This is a genomic window from Plantimonas leprariae (assembly GCF_008802405.1).
Classification (GTDB): domain Bacteria; phylum Pseudomonadota; class Alphaproteobacteria; order Rhizobiales; family Rhizobiaceae; genus Plantimonas; species Plantimonas leprariae.
In genome coordinates this window covers 285,714-305,390 of record NZ_VZDO01000003.1, presented here as the reverse complement: position 1 = coordinate 305,390, position 19,677 = coordinate 285,714, and the positions used below count along the sequence as shown (strand labels likewise).

Sequence of the window (19,677 nt, the reverse complement as noted above, 5' to 3'; positions counted from 1 at the left end):
CTTCCCACAAGGCGCCCGCACCCGGTATCGGACGGTGCGACGGGATGCTCGTCGGGTGGTCGCCTTGCGTGCCGTGCCGGCCGCCCCCATAAGACGGCCGCCATCCCGCCGGACCCGCGCCCCATGCCCTTCACCGTCGCCACTTGGAACATCAACTCCGTGCGCCTCCGGCAGGGCATCGTGGAGCGCTACCTCACCGAGCACGCGCCGGACGTCCTGTGCCTGCAGGAAACGAAATGCCCCGACGAACTCTTCCCGGCCGATGCCTTCCGGGCGCTCGGCTACGCGCACGTCGCGGTCTACGGACAGAAGGGCTATCACGGCGTCGCGACGCTCTCGAAACGGCCGCTTGCCGGCGAGGTGCGGCAGGTGTTCTGCGGCATCGAGCACGCCCGGCACCTGTCGGTGCTGGTGGAGGCGGGAGGGAAGCGCATCCGCATCCACAATTTCTACGTCCCTGCCGGCGGCGACGAGCCGGACCCGGCGGCGAACGACAAGTTCCGCCACAAGCTCGACTTCATCGAGGAGATGCGGCGCGTGACGAGCTTCGCGGAAGCCGAGACCTCGGCGATCCTCGTCGGCGACCTCAACATCGCCCCCTACGAGACCGACGTCTGGTCGCACCGCCAACTCCTCAAGATCGTCTCGCACACGCCGGTCGAGACGGAAGGGCTGCTCCTCGCCATGCAGGACGGCGGCTGGGCCGATCTCGTCCGGGCGCGCGTGCCGATGGAGGAGAAGCTCTACACCTGGTGGAGCTATCGCTCCGCCGACTGGCGCGCCGCCGACAAGGGCCGGCGGCTCGACCATGTCTGGGGCTCGAACGACCTCGTGCCGCTGCTGACCGGGCACCACGTCCTGAAGGAGGCGCGCGGCTGGGAGCGGCCGAGCGACCACGTCCCCGTCTCGGTGACGCTCGACCTCTGACGCCCCCGCTCAACGAATCGTCGCGCGCACGAAATCGCCCTTGATCCTCACGGTGGGCCGGGCGTTCGGCGCGTCGGGCAGCGCGCTGTCGACGAACGAGGCCTTCGCGTCCACCGTGTAGCTGATCGGCGGCGCGCCGTCGAAACGGAGCGCCGCGTCGAGCGCCTTCGCCTCGAGCGACACCGATTCCGCGCCGGCGACCGCCTGGAAATCGAGGCGGGCACGCATCGCCCTGGCCTTCAGCGCGACGGCGCGGCTGCTGCCGTCGAGCGAGACGTCCGCTGCGTCGGCCTCGACCGCGACCGAGGCGAAATCGCCGCCGAGCACGGCCAGCACCGCGTGTTGCCGGATGTCGAGGGCGGTGCCGGCAGGCAGGTTGGCGGTCAGCCGCACCTCGCAGCGCGACAGGCCGAACGCGTCCGGCACGTCGACCAGCAGCCGAGCCCCGTCCCGGCGCATCGTGCCCGTCGCCGCGCAGTCGTCGGCGAACCACGTCGACGACCAGCCGGCGAGCCAGCGCGACAGCCCGCCGGCGCGCGTGGCCCCGAGTTCGGCGCGGAGCGGCCGCGCCGGGTCGCTGGTGAGAGTCAAGCGGCTGGCCTCGCCGGTGACGACGACCCGTTCGACGCCGGCGGTGTCGAGCGTGCGCGCCGCATCCCCCGCCGGTTCGGCAAGGGCCCCGCAGCCGGGAACCAGCGGGAACAGCAGCATCGGGATGAGAAGGGCGGTCCTGCGCATCGAAGCCTCCTGAAAAGCGGGCCGGCTCGTCGTCGGCCGGCACCGCCACTCCGGATGCCTCGGACCGACCGCTCGCGGCGTCCCGGATCGCGTTCCGGGTCGCCTCGGATCGCGATCCGGGGCAGAACGGGGCGGACCCGCTCGTCTTCGGACCGCCGCGCCATGCCCCTCGTGCCGTTACCCTTCGTCGTCACCGCGCTCCTCGCCGTCGTCATGCTGCGGATGCTGCGCGAGCGGGGCGAAGACGGTTTCGGCCCGCACGACGCGCCGTTCGTCGCGCTGGTCGGGGCCTACGCGCTCGGCTCGGTGCTGATCGGGCTTCGCTGGGGCTACGACATGCGCGCCGTCCTGCCCGCGCAGTCGGTGCTGGCGACCGTGATCGCCGCGCTGGCCTACCTGTCGTTCTCGGGGCTGGCGGGCGAGGCGGCGAGGCGTTCCAAGGTTCGCCTCGCACTCCATGCCGTGCCGGCCGTCGCGGTCGCCGCGCTCCAGGTGCTCGGCTGGCGCGAGGTGGTGGCGCCGGCGATCATCCTCGTGTTCCTCGGCTACGGCGGCGCGCTGGCGAAGCTGGCGCTCGAGGGGCCGGATGCGCTGGCGCTGGCGCGGCTCGACGGAGCGCTGCGCTCGTTCCGCGCCCTGCAGGTGACGGCGGCGGCGATCCTCGCCTCGGCCGCGACCGACGTCCTGATCAGCCTCGACTACGGTCTGTTCGGCGGCGTCCATTCCGGCGCGCTCGTCGCGGCCGCGAACGTCGTGGCGCTGCTCGTCCTCGCCTTCGCCGCTTCGTCCGTGCGCGTCGGCGGCGCGGGCGAGGAGCCGGCCGCGGATGTTCCCGAAACCTCGATGGCCCCGAGCGAGGCGGACCGTGCCGTCGCGGTGCGGCTCGACCGGCTGATGGCGGAGCGGCGGTTCTACGCCGATCCGGAACTGAACCTCAGCCGGATCGCCCGCCGGCTGGCGCTGCCGGCCCGCCGCGTTTCCGCCGCGGTCAACCGCGTCCACGGCACCAGCGTGTCGCAATACGTCAACGGCTTCCGGATCGGAGAGGCGTGCCAACGCCTGGCATCGACCGGCGATCCTGTCACGAAGGTGATGTTCGAGGCGGGTTTCTTGAGCAAGTCGAACTTCAATCGCGAGTTCCTGCGGGTCACCGGTGCCAGCCCGACCGCATGGCGGAAGGCGCGGCACCCCGCGCCGGCGCTCGACGAGCGTCCGCCCGCCGATGCGCTGCCCCGATGACGATCCTCAGAGCGGCGTGCCGTTGCGCGGCGTCGGGATGATCGTCACCTCGACACGGCGGTTCTCGGCGCGGCCCGCCTCGCTGGTGTTCTCCGCGACGGGCCGCGTTTCGCCGTATCCCACCACGTCGAGCCGGCCCTCGCGGATGCCCTGGTCCGTCAGGTAGTCCGCCACCGCCTGCGCCCGACGCTCGCTGAGGCCCTGGTTGTAGCTGTCGGAGCCCTGGCTGTCGGTGTTGCCGGCGACCTCCACCACGGAGTTGTTGTACTTGCGAAGCACGATGCCGACCGAGTCCAGCACCGGGTAGAAGTCCGGGCGGATGCGGTCGCCGTCGGTCGGGAAGGTGATGTTGGAAGGCATGTTCAGGACGATGCGGTCGCCTTGGCGCGTCACCGAGACGCCGGTGCCCTGGAGCTGGCGGCGGAGTTCCGCCTCCTGGTTGTCCATGTAGGCGCCGATGCCGCCGCCGGCGAGCGCGCCGACCCCGGCCCCGACGAGCGTCGAGGTCGTGGCGCCGAGGCCGGTCGAGCGGCCGATCAGGTAGCCGGTGCCGGCCCCCAGCGCCGCGCCGATGCCGGCCCCGCCGGCGGTGTTCGAGAGCTGCGATTCGCCCGTATAGGGGTTCGTGGTGCAGCCCGTGGCGAGAAGCGCGAGAGCGAGGGCGGCGGGAACGAGGCGACGGTGGTGCATGGACGGTCCGGGGTTCGAAACGGGGTGCGGCGGATGCACGGCGATGTTTCCGCGAACCGTGACCGAATGTGGTTGACGGGCGGTTAACCCGTCGATCGCCGCGCCCCTGTTGCCGGCGCGCTACGCCTTCGCCGCCGCGATGCGGAGGGTCGGGAGCATGAACGAGCCGTCCGCCTCGACCTCCATCTGCCGGCGCGCGGCTTCCGGCAGCGCGTCCTGCAGGTAGCGGATCGCGGCCTGCGCGGCATCGGGCGTCCGCATCCGCGCCGTCCAGCTCGCGAACTCCATCCGGAGCCGGCAGGTGCGGACCTCCTGCACGGCGAAGCCGGCCGCGGCCAGCATCCGAAGCCATTCGGCGGCCGAATAGTCGCGCACGTGGCTCGGGTCGCGCAGCGCCTCCACCGCCTGGAGGTGCGTGTCGAGGAGGGGCGGGCCCGGCGAGATCGCGTCCATCGCGAAGAGCATGCCGCCCGGCGCGAGGACGCGGGCCGCTTCCCGGAGCCCCGCCGCCGCATCGCTCCAGTGATGCGCCGAGAAGCGCGTCGCGACGGCGTCGAACGTGCCGTCCGGGAAGGGCAGCGCCTCGGCCCGCGCTTGCTGAGTGAGGATGTTGCCGAGGCCGCGCGCCGCCGCTTCCCGCTGCACCGCCGCCAGCATCGCGTCGGAAAGGTCCGCGGCCGTGACCTCGCCGGCATGCGCCGCCGCGCGGTAGGCGACGTGGCCGCCGCCGCAGCCGAGGTCGAGGAGCCGCACGGGTCGGAGCGTCGCGAGATGTGCTGCCAGCCAGTCGAGGTCTTCGCCGGCGGCGTGGACGGCGCTCGCGACATAGGCTTCGGCCTGCGCGCCGAACTGCCGGTCGACCAGGGTGGAATGGGTCCCGCTCATCGTCGTTTCTCCTCGCCCGTCTCGGGCGGCCCGTTGCGTCGCACGCGCCGGAAATAGGGACAAGGCCAGCGTTTATCCGGGTATAAGACCTGTCATGCTCGAGGCCGAATCGTCGCGCCGCCGCCAGCTCGGCGAGTTCCTGAAGATCCGGCGCGAGGCGATCCGGCCGGAAAGCCTCGGGCTGCCCGCCGGCCGGCGGCGTCGGACGCCGGGCCTCCGGCGCGAGGAGCTGGCGGATCTGGCGGGCATCAGCGCCGTCTGGTTCGCCCGTATCGAGCAGGGGCGCGACGTGTCGCCCTCGCCGCACGCGCTGGCCCGGCTGGCGCAAGCGCTCCGGCTCGGGCGGGCGGAGCGCGCCCACCTGTTCGAGCTCGCGGCCAAGGCCGATCCCGCAGCCCGCGACCGGCCGGCGGCCGAGGAGCCTTCCGCCGCGCTCCGCGACGCGGTGGAGGCGTGCACCGCGCCCGCCTACCTCCTCGACCGCGCCTTCGACATCCGCGCCCACAACGCGCCGGCGGCGGCGCTGTTCGCCGGCTGGTTCGACGACGGCGACGCGGAAGCGCGTCCGAACCTCCTGCGCACCGTCTTCCTCGATCCGGCGGCGAGGGATCTCATCGTCGGCTGGAGCGAGCGGGCGCGGCGGCTCGCGGCGGAGTTCCGGGCCGATTTCGTGCCGGCAAAGGGCAGCGCCGCCGGCGCGCTTGTCGCCGAGCTCGCCGCCAGCAGCCCGGACTTCGCGGCGATGTGGAAGGAACAGCGCGTGCTCGGCCGCGAAGGCGGCGAGCGGCGGTTCCGGCATCCGACGCGCGGCGAGCTCGCCTTTCGGCAGGTGACGCTGGTGCCTGCCGAAGAGCCGGACTTCAAGCTGGTGATGCTTCTGCCCGCGTGAGGCGAGACGTCAGCCGCGGAACGCGTCCTCGAGCGACAGGATGTCGGCGGTCATCCGGGCGAGGTCGTCGGCGATCCGCTCGTGCAGCTTCCGTGCGATCTCCGGATATTCCTCCAGCATCCGGCGGAACAGCGGCCGGGCGATGCGGATGAAGTCGCAGTCGGTGCGCGTGACCGCGGTCGCCGGCCGGCGCGTTTCGGTGAGGAGCGCGAACTCGCCGAGCAGCGTGCCCGGCCCGTAGACGCCCGCCGAGATTTGCGTCTCGCCCTTCTGGCGCAGGAGCTCCACCTCGCCCGTCACCACCACGAAGCCCGCGTCCGAGCGGGCCGCCATGCGGAACAGCGTCTCGCCGCGCCGCAGCCGCCGGTGCTCGGCGCCGAAGGCCAAGAGCCGGAGCTGGTCGCCGTCGAGGCCTGCGAAGAGGGGAACGCTGGCGAGCACCGCGATGTCGCTTTCGAGGCTCATCCGGCGTTGATCGCTCCCCCGTCGGGCTGCACGCGCCGCCCATCGCCCGCGGTGCCCCTTGCCGCGTCCCCATGCGGCGCGGCGGGACCCGCGCATCCTTTATTCTCGGCCGAAAGTCTATAACGGCAAGCGCCGCCGGAGGAAATGCGCTCGGGGCGACGGCGCGCGGGGCGGTCCAGCCCCGGGCAAGCAGGCTGCGTCGCGGCTACGGCATCAGCTTGTAGCCGCCGGCCTCGGTCACGATCAGCCGCGCGTTGCCGGGGTCCGGCTCGATCTTCTGGCGCAGGCGATAGACGTGCGTTTCCAGCGTGTGCGTCGTCACGCCGGAATTGTAGCCCCAGACCTCCTCCAGAAGCACGTCGCGAGTGATCACCCGCCGGTCGGCGCGGTAGAGGTAGCGGATGATCGCCGTTTCCTTCTCCGTCAGCCGGATCTTCGAGCCGCGGTCGTCGAGCAGCACCTTCTGGCTCGGCTTGAAAACGTAAGGTCCCACCTGGAACGTCGCGTCCTCGCTTTGCTCGTGCTGGCGGAGCTGCGCGCGGATGCGGGCGAGGAGCACGGCGAAGCGGAAAGGCTTCGTCACGTAGTCGTTGGCGCCGGCTTCGAGGCCGAGGATCGTGTCGGAATCGGTGTCCTGGCCGGTGAGGATGATGATCGGCGCCTTGAAGCCGGATTTCCGGAGAAGCTTCACCGCCTCGCGCCCGTCCATGTCGGGCAGGCCGACATCCATGCAGACGAGGTCGACGAGCCCGGCCCGCGCCGCAGCGATGCCCTTGGCGGCGGTCGGCTCCTGCGAGACCGTGAACTCCTCGTGGAGCGACAGTTGCTCGGCGAGGGTCTGCCTCAGGTCGTCGTCGTCGTCGACGATCAGGATGCTGCGCGCGCTCATTGACCGGTGCCTGCCTCGCCTCGCGATGTCCGTTCCGCATCTGAAGGTCTTGCGATCCGGCGCTTTTTCAAGGGAACGTCGGTGGTTTACGGTGAAATAAGGCGGAAATTCCGCCCGTCATGCCGTTGGGATAGTTCATGCGCACCATTCTCGTCCGCCGCTCGCCCTCGTCGCCGACGCGCGGCGTCCTGCAGGCGGGCCCCCTGCGACTGCCGGTCGCGCTCGGGCGGAGCGGCACCAGCGTCTTCAAGCGCGAAGGCGACGGCGCGACGCCGGTGGCGTCGATGCCCTTCCTCTTCGCCTGGCGGCGACCTGGCCGGCTGCGGGCCGTGCGGACGCCGCTGCCCGTCCGCTTCTCCCGTTCAACCGACGGCTGGTGCGACGCGCCTTCGCACGCCGCCTACAACCGCGCCGTCCGCCTGCCGCATCCCGCCAGCGCCGAGACCATGCGGCGCGCCGACCGGCTCTACGATTTCGTCGCCGTGCTCGACTGGAACGTCCGCCGGCGGGCGAGGGGACTGGGAAGCGCGATCTTCCTCCACGTCGCGAAGGAAGGCTTCGAGCCGACCGCCGGCTGCGTCGCGCTCGATCCCCGCGACGTCGTCCGCCTCGCGCCGCTGCTGCGGCGAAACAGCCGGCTACGCGTCATTCGGTAGCCGGGCCGGAACGGGGCTCCGCGGCCTCCCGTTTCCGCAAACCAGCAGCTTGGCCGAGGCCCCGACCATGAAGCGCAGCGAGATCACCGACCATCCGACGGTGAAGCCCTACACGTCTCCGTCCGGCGGCTGGGGCTCGCTGAAGTCGGTGACGGAGAAGACGCTCGCCGAGGGTCTCTCGGTCGAGACGATGCAGAAGATGGTCGCCAAGCAGAACAAGGCGGACGGCTACATGTGCGTCTCCTGCGCCTGGGCGAAGCCGGCCGAGCCGCACCTCGCCGAGTTCTGCGAGAACGGCGCGAAGGCGACCGCCTGGGAGATCACCAGGAAGCGCGCCGACCGCGACTTCTTCGCCCGGAACAAGGTGGCGGATCTCCGCGACTGGACCGACCACGAACTGGAGAAGCAGGGCCGCCTCACGACGCCGATGCGCTACGACAAGGGGCTCGACCAGTACGTGCCGGTGAAATGGGAGGACGCCTTCCGCGAGATCGGCATGGAACTCGCCGGGCTCGATCCGAAATCCGTGGTGTTCTACGCTTCCGGCCGCGCGGCGCTGGAAACCTCGCACATGTGGGGGTTGCTCGCCCGGATCTACGGCAACAACAACCTGCCGGACTCCTCCAACATGTGCCACGAGTCGACCTCGGTCGGCCTGCCGAAGTCGATCGGCTCGCCGGTCGGGACCGTGCAGCTCGACGACTTCGACGCCTGCGACATGATGTTCTTCTTCGGGCAGAACACCGGCACCAACTCGCCGCGCCTCCTGCACCAGATCCACGACGCGCGGCTGCGCGGCGTGCCGGTGGTGACCTTCAACCCGCTGCCCGAACGAGGCCTGATGCGCTTCAAGGACCCGCAGTCGCCGCGCGAGATGCTGAGCCCCGACGAGGGCGTGAAGATGTCGAGCGACTACTTCGCCATCCGCCCCGGCGGCGACATCGCGGCGATGGCCGGCATGGCGAAGCACGTCCTCCATCTCGACGACGCCGCGAAGGCGGCAGGGTCGGCGCGCGTCCTCGACGTCGACTTCATCGCCGAGCACGGCCACGGCTTCGCGGAGTTCGAGGCCTGGCTCCGCGCCGCCGACTGGGCCGACATCGAGCGGATCAGCGGTATCGCGCGCGCGGATCTCGAACGCGTCGGCGCGCAGTACGCCCGCGCGGAGGCGGTGATCGGCAACTACGGCATGGGGCTGACGCAGCACCGGCACGGCACCCAGAACGTCCAGATGCTGGTGAACCTCCTCCTGATGCGCGGCAATATCGGCCGGCGCGGCGCCGGCATCTCGCCGATCCGCGGCCATTCGAACGTGCAGGGCCAGCGCACCGTCGGCATCACCGAGAAGCCGGAACTGGCGCCGCTCGACAAGTTCAAGGAGTTCTACAGGTTCGAGCCGCCGCGCGAGAAGGGCATGAACACGGTGGAGGCCTGCCGGGGCATCCTCGACGGCACGGTGAAGGCCTTCCTCGCGCTCGGCGGCAATTTCTCGCGCGCGGTGCCCGAAACGGCGCTGATCGAGCCGGCCTGGATGAAGCTCCGGCTCAGCGTCCAGATCGCGACGAAGCTCAACCGCAACCACCTGCTCCCAGGCGATGTGACGTTCCTCCTCCCATGCCTCGGGCGGATCGAGGAGGACACGCAGCGCAGCGGGCCGCAGCACGTCTCGATGGAGGATTCGACCGCCTGCATCCACGGCTCGATCGGCTGGCGGAAACCCGCCTCGCCCGAACTCCTGTCGGAGCCGAAGATCGTCGCCGAAATCGCCAAGGCGACGGTGCCGGACCGCTCGACGGTGCCGTGGGACGAATGGGTGGACGACTACAGCCGCATCCGCGACGCGCTCGCCCGGACCTACGAGGACTTCCACGACTTCAACGAGCGCTTCCTCGTGCCGGGCGGCTTCCACCGCGACCTGCCGGCCTGCCGGCGCGAATGGAACACCGAGACCAAGAAGGCGAACTTTCTCGTGCCGACCGGGCTCGACGTGAACCCGGACATCGAGGTCGACGGCAAGACCATCCTGAACCTCCTGACGGTCCGCTCCAACGACCAGTTCAACACGACGGTCTACGGCTACGACGACCGCCTCAGGGGGATCAAAGGCACGCGCATGGTGATCCTGATGAACAAGGACGACATGGCGCGGATGCATCTGGCGAACGACGACCGCATCGACCTTCGCACCCATGCGGACGACGGGATCGAGCGGCGCGTCGAGGATTACCGCGTGCACGAATTCGCCATCCCGAAGGGCGCGGTCGCCGGCTACTATCCCGAACTCAATCCGCTCCTGCCGCTCTGGCACCACGACGAGAAGGCGCACACCCCGGCGGCGAAATCGATTCCCGTGGAGATCATCCGCCGCGCCTGATCAGGCGACGGCCGTCGCCGCTGCCGTCGGCGCGACGTCGAGCCAGACGACGCGGTTCCGCCCGGCGGCCTTCGCGGCATAGAGCCGGGCGTCCGCCTGCGCGAGGATCGCCGTGGTTTCGGCTCCCGGCATCGTCGCGGCGACACCGATGCTCGCGGTTACCCGGATTCCCGGCTCGACGTCCGACCAGTCGAGTTCGGCGATCGTTCGCCGCACCGTTTCGCAGAAGCGCTGCGCCGCCGCGATCCGGTCGGTGCCGATCACCAGCACGAACTCTTCGCCGCCGAGCCGGACCGGATGATGGTCCGCGCCGCAGCAAGCGGCGAGCGCGCCCGCGACGCGTTTCAGCACCTCGTCGCCGACGAGATGCGAATAGCTGTCGTTGATCCGCTTAAAATGGTCGAGGTCGACCATCGCGAGGGAATGCGGTGCCCGCTCCTCGGTCAGATGTGCCATGAGTTCGTCGAAGCCACGCCGGTTGGGCAGGCCGGTCAGCGGATCAAGCCGTGAAACGCGCACCATGTCGTCGAGCTGGCGCTGCGTCGCGTCGATCATCTCGCGGAAGCGGCCGTTCTCGTAGACGATCTCGGCGATGCGCGCGCGGCGCTGCGCCTGCTCGCCCGCGAGGCGGGAATTCGTCTCGTGGAACTCCTTGAACAGGGCGAGGGCGGCCTCGAAGCGGCCGGCCCGCTCGTGGATCTCCGACATGTAACGGAGCGCATAAGCCTTCGTGTCGGTCGAGCCGGCGCGCTCGGCCATCGCCAGCACGGTCTCGCAGGCGGCCATCGCTTCCTCCAGCTGCCCGAACCGCATCAGCACTTGCGCCTTGGTGTAGAGGCGGTGGGCGGTCGAGCGGCCGCCGATCGCGTTCGGCATCGCCTCGCAGCGTCGGATCAGCTCCAGCGCTTCCCAGGCGCGCCCGTCGTCGGTCAGGTATTCGGCGCCGTTGCAGAGGCCGAGCTGCAGGCACCAGCCGTCGCCCGCCGCCGCCGCCACGGCGATCGCCTCGCCGTTGATCGCGAGCGCCCGCTCGCGCAAGACTTGGCTCTCCTCGCTTTTTCCCAGCTTTTCCGCCGCGAGCGCCATGTCGGAATGGACGCCGGCGAGATTGATCAGCCACCAGCCGAGCACGACGCCGCCGCCTTGGCCGCGGGCCAGCGTCACCGCCTCGGCGCAGAGTTCCCGCGCGCGATCGAGATGCTTGCAGTACCAAAGCACCACGCCGAGGACGTTGGTGGCGAAGCCACGTGTCGCGACATCCGCCTCGCCGGCATTGGCGAAGGCCTTCACCGCGTTCTCGCTCGCGAGCTCCGACATGCCGCATTCGAGCAGCAGCCAAGCCTCCATGGCCTGTGTCCAGATCAGGCCCGAACCGTCGGCCTCGCCCAGCCAGATCCGGCGGGCGGACCGTGCATGGGCGAGACCCGTTTCCACCTCGCCGAGCTGGAAGCAGGCCCAAGCCATCTGTTGGAGCGAGAAGGCGGCGGCGCGGACGTCCGCCGCCGCGTCGGCCTCGTCCAGCACCCGCCCGGCATCGGCGAGGCAGTCGGCCGGCCGGCCCCGGCACGCATGAGCCCAGGCATCGGTGAGCCGGCCCCGGAAGGCGGCGGGATAGCGGTTTTCGTCGAACATGGCGCGGGCCGGACAAAGGTCGGACCGAGCCTATCGCACACCATCTTAACGCGGCGTTAGGTTCCTGCTCCGCCGACGCTCAGGCCGATTTCAGCCGCTTGCTCTTCGTCTGCAGCTCGTCGATCAGCTTGGAGGCGTCGGCCTTGCTCAGCTTCTCGTCGAACTTCGTGTCCGTCTCCTCGCAGAGCGTCTTCAGATACGACATCTGCGCGCCGGTCATCGGCTCGTCGCCGGTGGTCCAGTCGGCCGGATCCTTCTCGGCGTTCGACGGCGCGACATTCTTCGGATTGTCCATCGGTTCACTCCTGGTGCGGATGTTCCGGTAATGTTCCGGCGGCGTGAAGGTTCCCCGCGGCGACCCGGAATCAGCCGACCGACGCCGGCTCGAGGCCGCCCATCCGGCAGATGTGCTCGAACTCCGCCCGCGAGACCGGCTGCACCGACAGGCGCGAATTCTTCACCAGCACCATGTCGCGGCAGGCCGGCTCCGCTTTGATCGCGTCCAGCGTCACCGGCCGCGGCATGTCGGCGAGGGCGCGCAGATCGACGCATTCCCAGGCCGGGTCGTCGCTGGTCGAGTCCGGATGGCAGGCGGCCGAGACTTCGACGATTCCGACCACCGCCTTGCCGTCGTTCGAATGGTAGAAGAAGCCGCGCTCGCCGACCTGCATGGTCCGCATGAAGTTGCGGGCCTGGTAGTTGCGCACCCCGTCCCATTCCTGCCCGGCCGCGCCTTTCGCCTTTTGTTTCTCCCAGGACCAGGAGTCCGGCTCCGACTTGAACAGCCAGTGGTTCACGCGGCGGCGTCCGGGTTGTTGACCGTCCAGTTCCAGCGCCGCACCACCACCTTCGCGAAGAGCCCGGCCCTGGCATAGGGATCGGCATCGGCGAGCGCCCGCGCGCCGGCCTCGTCCGCCGCCTCCACCACCAGCATGCTGCCGACCGGTTTTTCGTCGTCGCCGAGGAACGGCCCGGCGAAGCGGAGGCTCGCCCCGAGGCTCTTCAGATAGGCGAGGTGATCGGCACGCGTCGCGAGCCGCGTTTCCAGCCCGCCGTCGCGGTCGTCGCAGAGGATGGCGAAAAGCATGGGCGTCCGATTCGATGTTTCACGTGAAACATCGGTTAACGATCGCGCTCCGGCGTTTCAATCGTCCTCGCGCTTCAGCGGCCGCGAAAGCAGCGCCTCGATCGCCGCCTCGATCGTCGTCTGCCCGGCGAGGATCGCGGCGACCGTCTCCACGATCGGGGCGTCGATCCCGTGGCGGTCGGCGAGACCCGCCGCGACCGCCGCCGAGAAGACGCCTTCCGCCAGCTTCAGCTTCGTCAGGTCCTCGCCTCGTCCGAGCGCGAGTCCGTAGGCGAAGTTGCGCGACTGCGGCCCGGAACAGGTGAGCACGAGGTCGCCGAGCCCGCTGAGGCCGGCGAGCGTTTCCGGCCGGCCGCCGAGCGCCTGACCCAGCCGCCGGAGCTCGGCGAGGCCGCGCGTCACGATCGCCGCCCCGGCGGAGGCCCCGAGGCCGCGGCCCGCGACGATCCCGGCGGCGATGGCGAGGACGTTCTTCAGCGCGCCGCCCGCCTCGACGCCGGCGAGGTCGGTCGAGGCGTAGATGCGGAAGGTGCCGGCGGAGAGCTGGCGCGCCAGCGCGTCGGCGAGCGCCTCGTCGCGGGCGGCGAGCGTCACCGCGGTCGGGAGGCCCTGCGCCACGTCCGCCGCGAAGCTCGGACCGGACAGGGTCGCGAGCCGCCCCATGTCGACGAACTCGGCCGCGACGGCGCTCGGAAACAGGCCGCTGCCGCGCTCGATGCCCTTGGCGCAGAGCACCAGCGGCGTCCCGCCGTCGCTCGCGCCGGCGAGCGCGGGCATGACGTCCCGCAGCGCCTGCGCCGGAACCACGACTAGCGCCAGCGTCGCGTCCCGAACGGCATCCGCGAGATCGGCAGTGGCGCCGAGCCCGGCCGGCAGGTCGATGCCGGGCAGGAAGCGCTCGTTGCGGCCGGTCCGACGGATCGCCGCGGCGACGTCCGGGTCCCGCGCCCAGAGCACGGTCGGGCGTCCGGCGCGCGCCTCCGCCGCCGCCAGCGCCGTGCCCCAGGCGCCCCCGCCGATCACCGCGATGCGGCTCACGCCTTCGCCCCGCGCCGGCCGAAGCCGACCAGCGGCGCGGCGGTCTCGTCCAGCGGCCAGCGTGGCCGGACCGGCGCGTCGAGCCCGTCCACCAGCCCCGCCTCGAAGCGTTCCAGCCCGGCATGGGCGATCATCGCGGCGTTGTCGGAACAGAGCGCCAGCGGCGGGGCGACCAGCCGGACGCCCGCCCTGTCGCATTCGGCCTTGAGCTTGCCCCGGATCGCGCCGTTCGCGGCGACGCCGCCCGCCACCGCCAGCACCGGGTCGACCAGCGCCGGAAACTCCGTCCGGAAGCGGGCGAGGGCGCGCTTCACCCGGTCCGCCACCGATTCCGCCGCGGCCAGCTGGAACGAGGCGCAGAGGTCGGCGACGTGGCGCTCGCGCATCGGCGCGGCGGCTTCCGCCGCCTGCCGGACCGCCGTCTTCAGGCCGGAGAACGAGAAGTCGAGCCGCGCCTCGCCCCGCATCGGTCGCGGCAGGAGAAAGCGCGCCGGATCGCCCGCCGCCGCCATCCGCTCGACGTTCGGCCCGCCCGGATGCGGCAGCCCGAGTAGCTTCGCGGTCTTGTCGAAGGCCTCGCCAAGCGCGTCGTCGATCGTCGTGCCCCAGCGCCGGTAGTCGCCGATGCCGTTGACGAGGATGAGCTGCGTATGCCCGCCCGAGGCGAGTAGCATCAGGTAGGGATACGCGACGCCGTCGGTGAGGCGCGGGGTGAGGGCGTGGCCCTCCAGATGGTTCACCGCCAGGAACGGCAGACCGCTCGCGGCGGCGATCGCCTTGCCGGTCATCGCCCCGACGATCAGCGCACCGACGAGGCCGGGGCCGCTCGTCGCGGCGACCGCCGCAAGGTCGCAGATCGCGACGCCGGCCTCGATCAGCGCCGCCCCCACGATGCCGTCGAGCGCCTCGACATGTGCCCGCGCCGCGATCTCCGGCACGACGCCGCCGAAGGCCGCGTGCTCCTCGACCTGGCTGAACACGACATTCGAAAGGATAAGGGGACGCCCGTCCGGCGCGCGGGTCACCACGGCCGCCGCGGTCTCGTCGCAGCTCGTCTCGATGCCGAGGATCAGGGAATCCCGCAAGGCGCCGCCCTTTTCGCCAAATTCGCCCCGGAGATAGCGATCCGCGACGGTTTAGGCTACCGAATCGGCTGGACAGCGGCGGCAGAGGACTTCGAATGACGGGACGCGGCGGCCCCATCCGCATCGGCACGCGCGGCAGCCGGCTCGCGCTGGCGCAGGCGTCGGAGCTGCGCGCCCGGCTGATGGCGGCGCATGGGCTCGGCGAAGGCGATTTCGCGATCCAGGTCATCACCACGGCCGGCGACCGCATCCAGGATCGCCCCTTGTCGGAGGTCGGCGGCAAGGGCCTGTTCACGCTGGAGATCGAGGGGGCGCTGATCGACGGGCGGATCGACCTCGCCGTCCATTCGGCGAAGGACGTCGCGACCCAGCTTCCGAACGGCCTGCACCTCGCGGCCTTCCTGCCGCGCGAGGACGTGCGCGACGCCTTCATCGGCCGGGAGGTGCGGCGCATCGCCGATCTGCCGGAGGGCGCGGTCGTCGGCTCGGCGTCGCTCCGCCGGCAGGCGCTCCTGAAGCGCATGCGGCCCGATCTCGAAGTGATCAACTTTCGCGGCAACCTCACGACGCGGCTCCAGAAGCTCCGCGACGGTGCGGTGGACGGCACGCTCCTCGCGCTCGCCGGGATGAAGCGCATCGCGCTGGAAGGCGAGGCGACCGAGATCCTGACGGAGGAGGACTTCCCGCCGGCGCCGGGGCAGGGGGCGATCGCGGTGGAAAGCCGGATCGGCGACCGGGACACCGACGTGCTCCTCGCCGCGATCGACCATCGCGAGACGCATCTGCGGCTGCGGGCCGAGCGCGCCTTCCTCGCCGAGCTCGACGGCTCCTGCCGCACCCCGATCGCCGCGCATTCGGCGATCGACGGCGAGACCTTCCGCTTCCGCGGCATGATCCTGACCCCGGACGGCCGGCACGTGCACGAGACGCGGCTCGAGCGTTCGCCCGCCGAGCCGGAAGCGCTGGGGCGGGAGGCGGGGCAACGGCTCCTCCAGGCCGCCGGCCCGGACTTCTTCGCCGGCTGGGCCGACGATAGCCGGCGGCCGTGAAGCGCGTCCTCGTCCTGCGCGATCCGGAAGCCGCGCGGGAAACCGTGCGCGAGCTGGAGCGGCGCGGCCATGCGGCGGTCGTCGTCCCGGTGCAGGAGATCGTCGCGCTCGACGAACCGCCGCCGGCCGGCGACTTCGCCTGCATCTGCGTCACCAGCCGCAACGCCGTCCCGGCGCTGCGCCGCGGTTTCGCCGGAACGCAGCGCCCGCTCCTCGCGGTCGGCGAAGCAACGGCAGCGGCGCTGCGGGCGGCGGGTTTCGCGCGTGTCGAGGCGGGAAGCGGCGAAGCGGCGGCGCTCGTCCGGCCGGCGGCCGCGCTGGCGTCGCGTCTCCGCCAGCCGGTGCTGCTGGCGCTGGGACGGACGCGCACCCCCGCGCTGGAGGACGGGCTGGCGCGCGCCGGCACCGTCTTCGCCGTCTGGGAAACCTACGAGACGCGGCTGCTCCATCCGACCGAGCGGCAGGTCGAGGCGGCATTCGGGGGCCGCGCGCCGGACGCCGTCATGCTCCTGTCCGGGAGCCAGGCGGAGGGTTTCGCACGGCTCTTTCGCGCGCAGCCGCGGCTCTTCCGCCCCCTGCCGCAACTCCTTTGCCTGTCGGAGCGGATCGCCGAAGCGCTGCCCGCGGAACTTCGCGGGGCCGCCCCGATTTCCCTCTGCCGGGATATGCCGGCGCTTTTCGACCGGCTCGAACAGACTAGTTTCGCATCGGATGGCCCACGGGCCGGAGAATCACGGGACCTGCCAGGATGAGCATGCCGCCGCGCCGATCGCGGCCCCGCAAGCCGGGGGAAACGATCGACCTGACCGCCCAGCGCATCGAGAACGAGCCGCTGGAGCCGCAGACCGCCGACGCGCCGGGCAAGGGCGAACCGGAAGACGTCGCCGCCGACCCGGAAAGCCGCCTCGCCGACGAGGCGAGCGTCGCGCCGGCGGGACCGGACGACACGATTTCGCGCGCCGAATCCGGCGTGCCGTCCGTCGAGGAAAGCGGCATCGCGGCGCTCGGTGAGCCGGAACCCGGCGACCGCAACGCGCCGCCCGCGGCCGATGGAACGGTGCGCGAGCCGGACGCCGATGCGGCGATCGCGAACCTCGCGGCGGACGGATCGCGGCCCGACGAAGCCGTGCCCCCCGAAGTATCCGACGCCGAGCGCCGGGCGGACCGGGATGCCACGGCCGACGAGCTCGACGCCGAGGCGATCCTCGGCAGCGACGGGCCGCATGCGGCGGTGCCGCCGCCGCCGGAGCACGACTACCACCAGACCGCGCCGCACGGCTCCGGCGGCGGGGGCGCCGGCCTCGGCACGGTGATCGGCGCCGGCCTCCTCGGCGCGGTGCTGGCCCTCCTGATCGGCGGCGGCCTGCAATATGCCGGCGTCCTGCCGGCGGCGCGCGGCGTCGATACGGCCGAACTCACCCGCGACTTCGCGCGCTCGGGCGACGTGCAGCAGCTCGCGACCGACCTCAACACGGTGCGCACCGACGTCGGTCAGCTCCAGTCGACCCTTTCGGCCGGCGGGGCTGGCGGACCGCCCGGCCCGAGCGGGGCCGACTTCGCGGCGCTCGCCGACCGCTTCAACGGGTTGGAAGGGCGGTTGAACGCGCTGACCTCCGGCACGGAACAGGGCAGCGGCGGCGCGGCGGCCCCGGCGATCGATCCGGGCCTCGTCCAGGGCGCGACCGACACCGCGAACGGCGCGCGCGACGCGGCGAACCAGGCCAAGCAGGCGGCGGACGGCGCGGGTGCCCAGGCGGCCGAGGCGCGCCAGACGGCGCAGACCGCGGCGCAGGCCGCCGGCACCGCGCAGCAGGCCGCGGACGTCGCGCAGCAGGCGGCGAACGGTGCCCAGCAGGCCGCCAACGGCGCGATGGAAGCGGCGAAGACCAACGGCGCGGCCATCGAGGACATCCGCAACCGCATCGGCGCGGTGGAGGAAGCCGGCCGGCGCGGCGCGACGGCGGTCTCGGCCGCCAACCTGAAGGCCGCCGTGGACCGGGGCGGCCCGTTCATGGCCGAGCTCGAGACCTTCGCGCGGACCGCCGGGCCGTCGCCCGCCGTGGACTCGTTGCGCAACTATGCGGCCGCAGGCGTGCCGAGCCTGGCGACACTGCAGGCCGACTGGCCGGACGCCCGGACGGCCGTGCTCGCCGCGCTGCATCCGGCCGATCCGAATGCCGGCGTCGGCTCGCAGATCCTCTCCGGCTTCAACTCGCTCGTCGCGGTCCGGCCCTCGGCATCGGCCGCGAGCGGCAGCGGTGGCGGCGACGGCACGGATGCCGCCGTCGCGACGCTCGACGCGAAGATGGAAGCGGGCGACCTCGACGGCTGGCTCGCCGGCTGGCAGGCGCTGCCGGAGGCGGGCCGGAACGCCGCCACGGCTTTCCGCGACCGCGTCGAAGCGCGCGCCCGCAGCGAGAGCGTCATCGGCGAGGCGTTGAACGGCGCGGTCAACTCGATCGGGAATCCCAACTGATGCTCCGCATCCTTTCCTTTCTCCTGATCGTTCTCGCGCTCGCGCTCGGCTTCTCCTGGCTGCAGGATCATCCCGGCACCTTCGCGCTCGATTTCGGCGGCAGCGTCGTCGAAGGCAGCGTCACGGTGTTCGTGGTGGCCGAGATCGCGCTGATCGCCGCGGTCTGCTTCGTGGTCTGGCTGGTGCGCGCCTTCTTCAAGGCGCCCGACCGGGTGGGGCGCTTCTTCACGACGCGTTCGCGCGAGAAAGGCTACCGGGCGCTCTCCGCCGGCATCGTCGCGGCCGGGGCCGGCGACGCCGTCCTCGCGCGGCGGATGACGAAGCGCGCCGCCAAGCTGATCGACGCCCGGAAGGAACCGCTGGTCCGCTTTCTCGACGCGCAGACCGCGATGATCGAGGGCGATCACGAGCGGGCGCGCGGCGTGTTCCAGTCGATGGAGAGCGATCCGGAGACGCGCCTTCTCGCCATGCGCGGGCTCTACCTCGAAGCCGAGCGGCTCGGCGATCCTTCGGCGGCGCGCCACTACGCCGAGCGCGCCGCGCGCATCGCCCCGCACGTGCCCTGGGCGGGCGGCGCGGTGCTGGAAGCGAAGACGGCGCAGGGCGACTACGACGGGGCGCTGGCGATCCTCGACGCGCAGCGCGACGCCCGGCTCGTCGACCGCAAGGATTCGGCGCGGCTGCGCGCCGTGCTGCTCACCGCCAAGGCGCAAGAGCTCGTCGAGCGCGATCCTGGGGAAGCCCGCCGCGCCGCGCTGGAAGCCGTGTCGCTAGCGCCCTCGCTGACGCCCGCCGCCGTCGCAGCCGCGAAGGCGCTGTTCCGCCTCGGGGACCTGCGCAAGGGCTCAAAGGTGCTGGAGAAGGCCTGGGAGACGTCGCCGCATCCGGCACTCGCCGAGACTTATGTCCGCGCCCGGCCGGGCGACTCGGTGGCGGACCGGATGAAACGCGCCCGGGCGCTCGCCGAGATCCAGCCGAACAACGTCGAATCGCGCATCGCCCTCGCCCATGCCGCGCTGGATGCCGGCGACTTCAAGCTGGCGCGCGAGGAAGCGTTGGCCGCTAGCGAGAAGGAACCGCGCGAGAGCGTGTTCCTGCTCCTCGCCGACATCGAGGAGGCGGAGGGCGGCTCGGAAGGCGCGGTGCGCGAATGGCTGGGCCGCGCAGTGCGCGCACTCCGCGACCCGGCCTGGACGGCGGACGGGGTGGTCGCCGAGGATTGGGCGCCGGTGTCGCCCGTGTCCGGCAAGCTCGACGCCTTCGAGTGGAAGGTGCCCTCGCGCCATGTCGACGGTTCCGGCGCGGTGATCGAAGGCGAGCGCGGCAACCGCGCCGCGGCGCGCATCGCGTCAGGCTCCGAGCCGGCCGGGGAGCCTCGCGAGGCCGATCGGCATGCCGCGGCAGCGTCCGGCGGCAACGGCAGCCCGCATTCCGCGGTCCCGACCTCCGTGTCGGCCGGCGGCGACGCGGCCGGGTTCGGGCCGCCGCCCCCGCCCGACGAGGCCGCCCGGCAGTCGTCGTCCGGCCTCCGGCTGTTCTGACGGCCGGCGGCAAAAGG

Annotated in this window: 20 protein-coding genes; 9 read left to right on the top strand and 11 right to left on the bottom strand. The window is 71.8% G+C overall.

What is annotated here, in order from left to right:
- The first annotated feature begins 123 nt into the window (after window positions 1–123).
- On the top strand, window positions 124–927 hold the full coding sequence (locus F6X38_RS06080) for an exodeoxyribonuclease III (RefSeq protein WP_150968706.1): 804 nt from the start codon (window positions 124–126) through the stop codon (window positions 925–927).
- A 9-nt stretch (window positions 928–936) separates the two neighbouring features.
- Here F6X38_RS06080 and F6X38_RS06075 read toward each other — a convergent pair whose 3' ends face one another.
- Complete coding sequence (locus tag F6X38_RS06075; protein ID WP_150968705.1) at window positions 937–1,665, bottom strand: hypothetical protein; 729 nt, start codon at window positions 1,663–1,665, stop codon at window positions 937–939.
- Window positions 1,666–1,827: 162 nt separating this feature from the next.
- Between F6X38_RS06075 and F6X38_RS06070 the strand changes: the two genes are divergently transcribed.
- A complete protein-coding gene (locus F6X38_RS06070) occupies window positions 1,828–2,904 on the top strand; it encodes a helix-turn-helix domain-containing protein (RefSeq protein WP_150968704.1) in 1,077 nt (358 codons plus the stop codon).
- 6 nt (window positions 2,905–2,910) lie between these two features.
- Here F6X38_RS06070 and F6X38_RS06065 read toward each other — a convergent pair whose 3' ends face one another.
- Together F6X38_RS06065 and F6X38_RS06060 are read right to left on the bottom strand one after the other, a co-directional pair.
- Window positions 2,911–3,594, bottom strand: coding sequence for a YiaD family glycine zipper/OmpA-like lipoprotein (locus F6X38_RS06065; RefSeq protein WP_150968703.1), 684 nt, complete (start codon window positions 3,592–3,594; stop codon window positions 2,911–2,913).
- A 120-nt stretch (window positions 3,595–3,714) separates the two neighbouring features.
- On the bottom strand, window positions 3,715–4,479 hold the full coding sequence (locus tag F6X38_RS06060; protein WP_150968702.1) for a class I SAM-dependent methyltransferase: 765 nt from the start codon (window positions 4,477–4,479) through the stop codon (window positions 3,715–3,717).
- Between the two features lie 94 nt (window positions 4,480–4,573).
- On the opposite strand from F6X38_RS06060, the gene F6X38_RS06055 reads away from it, so the two are divergent.
- Window positions 4,574–5,368, top strand: coding sequence for a helix-turn-helix transcriptional regulator (locus tag F6X38_RS06055; RefSeq protein ID WP_150968701.1), 795 nt, complete (start codon window positions 4,574–4,576; stop codon window positions 5,366–5,368).
- 9 nt (window positions 5,369–5,377) lie between these two features.
- On the opposite strand, the gene F6X38_RS06050 is transcribed toward F6X38_RS06055, so the two are convergent.
- Together F6X38_RS06050 and F6X38_RS06045 are read right to left on the bottom strand one after the other, a co-directional pair.
- Window positions 5,378–5,833: a cyclic nucleotide-binding domain-containing protein gene (locus F6X38_RS06050; RefSeq protein WP_150968700.1), complete on the bottom strand. Its 456-nt coding sequence runs from the start codon at window positions 5,831–5,833 to the stop codon at window positions 5,378–5,380.
- Window positions 5,834–6,038: 205 nt separating this feature from the next.
- A complete protein-coding gene (locus tag F6X38_RS06045) occupies window positions 6,039–6,722 on the bottom strand; it encodes a response regulator transcription factor (protein WP_150968699.1) in 684 nt (227 codons plus the stop codon).
- 137 nt (window positions 6,723–6,859) lie between these two features.
- Between F6X38_RS06045 and F6X38_RS06040 the strand changes: the two genes are divergently transcribed.
- Window positions 6,860–7,378, top strand: a complete 519-nt coding sequence (locus F6X38_RS06040) for a L,D-transpeptidase family protein (protein ID WP_150968698.1) — start codon at window positions 6,860–6,862, stop codon at window positions 7,376–7,378.
- Window positions 7,379–7,445: 67 nt separating this feature from the next.
- Window positions 7,446–9,752, top strand: a complete 2,307-nt coding sequence (locus tag F6X38_RS06035) for an FdhF/YdeP family oxidoreductase (RefSeq protein WP_150968697.1) — start codon at window positions 7,446–7,448, stop codon at window positions 9,750–9,752.
- On the opposite strand, the gene F6X38_RS06030 is transcribed toward F6X38_RS06035, so the two are convergent.
- The 6 genes from F6X38_RS06030 to tsaD all read right to left on the bottom strand — a co-directional run bounded on the left by F6X38_RS06030 (window position 9,753) and on the right by tsaD (window position 14,594).
- On the bottom strand, window positions 9,753–11,384 hold the full coding sequence (locus tag F6X38_RS06030; RefSeq protein ID WP_150968696.1) for a GGDEF domain-containing protein: 1,632 nt from the start codon (window positions 11,382–11,384) through the stop codon (window positions 9,753–9,755).
- A 79-nt stretch (window positions 11,385–11,463) separates the two neighbouring features.
- A complete protein-coding gene (locus F6X38_RS06025; protein WP_150968695.1) occupies window positions 11,464–11,679 on the bottom strand; it encodes a DUF3072 domain-containing protein in 216 nt (71 codons plus the stop codon).
- Between the two features lie 70 nt (window positions 11,680–11,749).
- Entirely contained in the window at window positions 11,750–12,181 is a 432-nt protein-coding gene (locus tag F6X38_RS06020; protein WP_150968694.1) for an EVE domain-containing protein, read from the bottom strand.
- Entirely contained in the window at window positions 12,178–12,471 is a 294-nt protein-coding gene (locus F6X38_RS06015) for a YciI-like protein (protein WP_150968693.1), read from the bottom strand. The genes F6X38_RS06020 and F6X38_RS06015 overlap by 4 nt, the downstream gene beginning before the upstream one ends.
- A 57-nt stretch (window positions 12,472–12,528) precedes the next feature.
- Window positions 12,529–13,509 carry an NAD(P)H-dependent glycerol-3-phosphate dehydrogenase gene (locus F6X38_RS06010; protein ID WP_161992641.1) on the bottom strand — a complete coding sequence of 327 codons (981 nt, stop codon included), beginning with the start codon at window positions 13,507–13,509 and terminating at the stop codon, window positions 12,529–12,531.
- Complete coding sequence (tsaD, locus tag F6X38_RS23850; RefSeq protein WP_150968691.1) at window positions 13,506–14,594, bottom strand: tRNA (adenosine(37)-N6)-threonylcarbamoyltransferase complex transferase subunit TsaD; 1,089 nt, start codon at window positions 14,592–14,594, stop codon at window positions 13,506–13,508. The genes F6X38_RS06010 and tsaD overlap by 4 nt, the downstream gene beginning before the upstream one ends.
- Before the next feature lie 95 nt (window positions 14,595–14,689).
- Here tsaD and hemC point away from each other — a divergent pair, with 95 nt between their 5' ends.
- Genes hemC through F6X38_RS05985 form a run of 4 tightly spaced genes read left to right on the top strand, consistent with a single transcriptional unit; the run spans window position 14,690 to window position 19,660 of the window.
- Entirely contained in the window at window positions 14,690–15,643 is a 954-nt protein-coding gene (hemC, locus tag F6X38_RS06000) for a hydroxymethylbilane synthase (RefSeq protein ID WP_150968690.1), read from the top strand.
- Entirely contained in the window at window positions 15,640–16,395 is a 756-nt protein-coding gene (locus F6X38_RS05995; RefSeq protein ID WP_150968689.1) for a uroporphyrinogen-III synthase, read from the top strand. Before hemC ends, F6X38_RS05995 begins: the two co-directional genes overlap by 4 nt.
- Entirely contained in the window at window positions 16,392–18,119 is a 1,728-nt protein-coding gene (locus tag F6X38_RS05990; RefSeq protein ID WP_150968688.1) for a COG4223 family protein, read from the top strand. Before F6X38_RS05995 ends, F6X38_RS05990 begins: the two co-directional genes overlap by 4 nt.
- Window positions 18,119–19,660 carry a heme biosynthesis protein HemY gene (locus F6X38_RS05985; RefSeq protein WP_150968687.1) on the top strand — a complete coding sequence of 514 codons (1,542 nt, stop codon included), beginning with the start codon at window positions 18,119–18,121 and terminating at the stop codon, window positions 19,658–19,660. The genes F6X38_RS05990 and F6X38_RS05985 overlap by 1 nt, the downstream gene beginning before the upstream one ends.
- The last annotated feature ends 17 nt before the right edge of the window (window positions 19,661–19,677 follow it).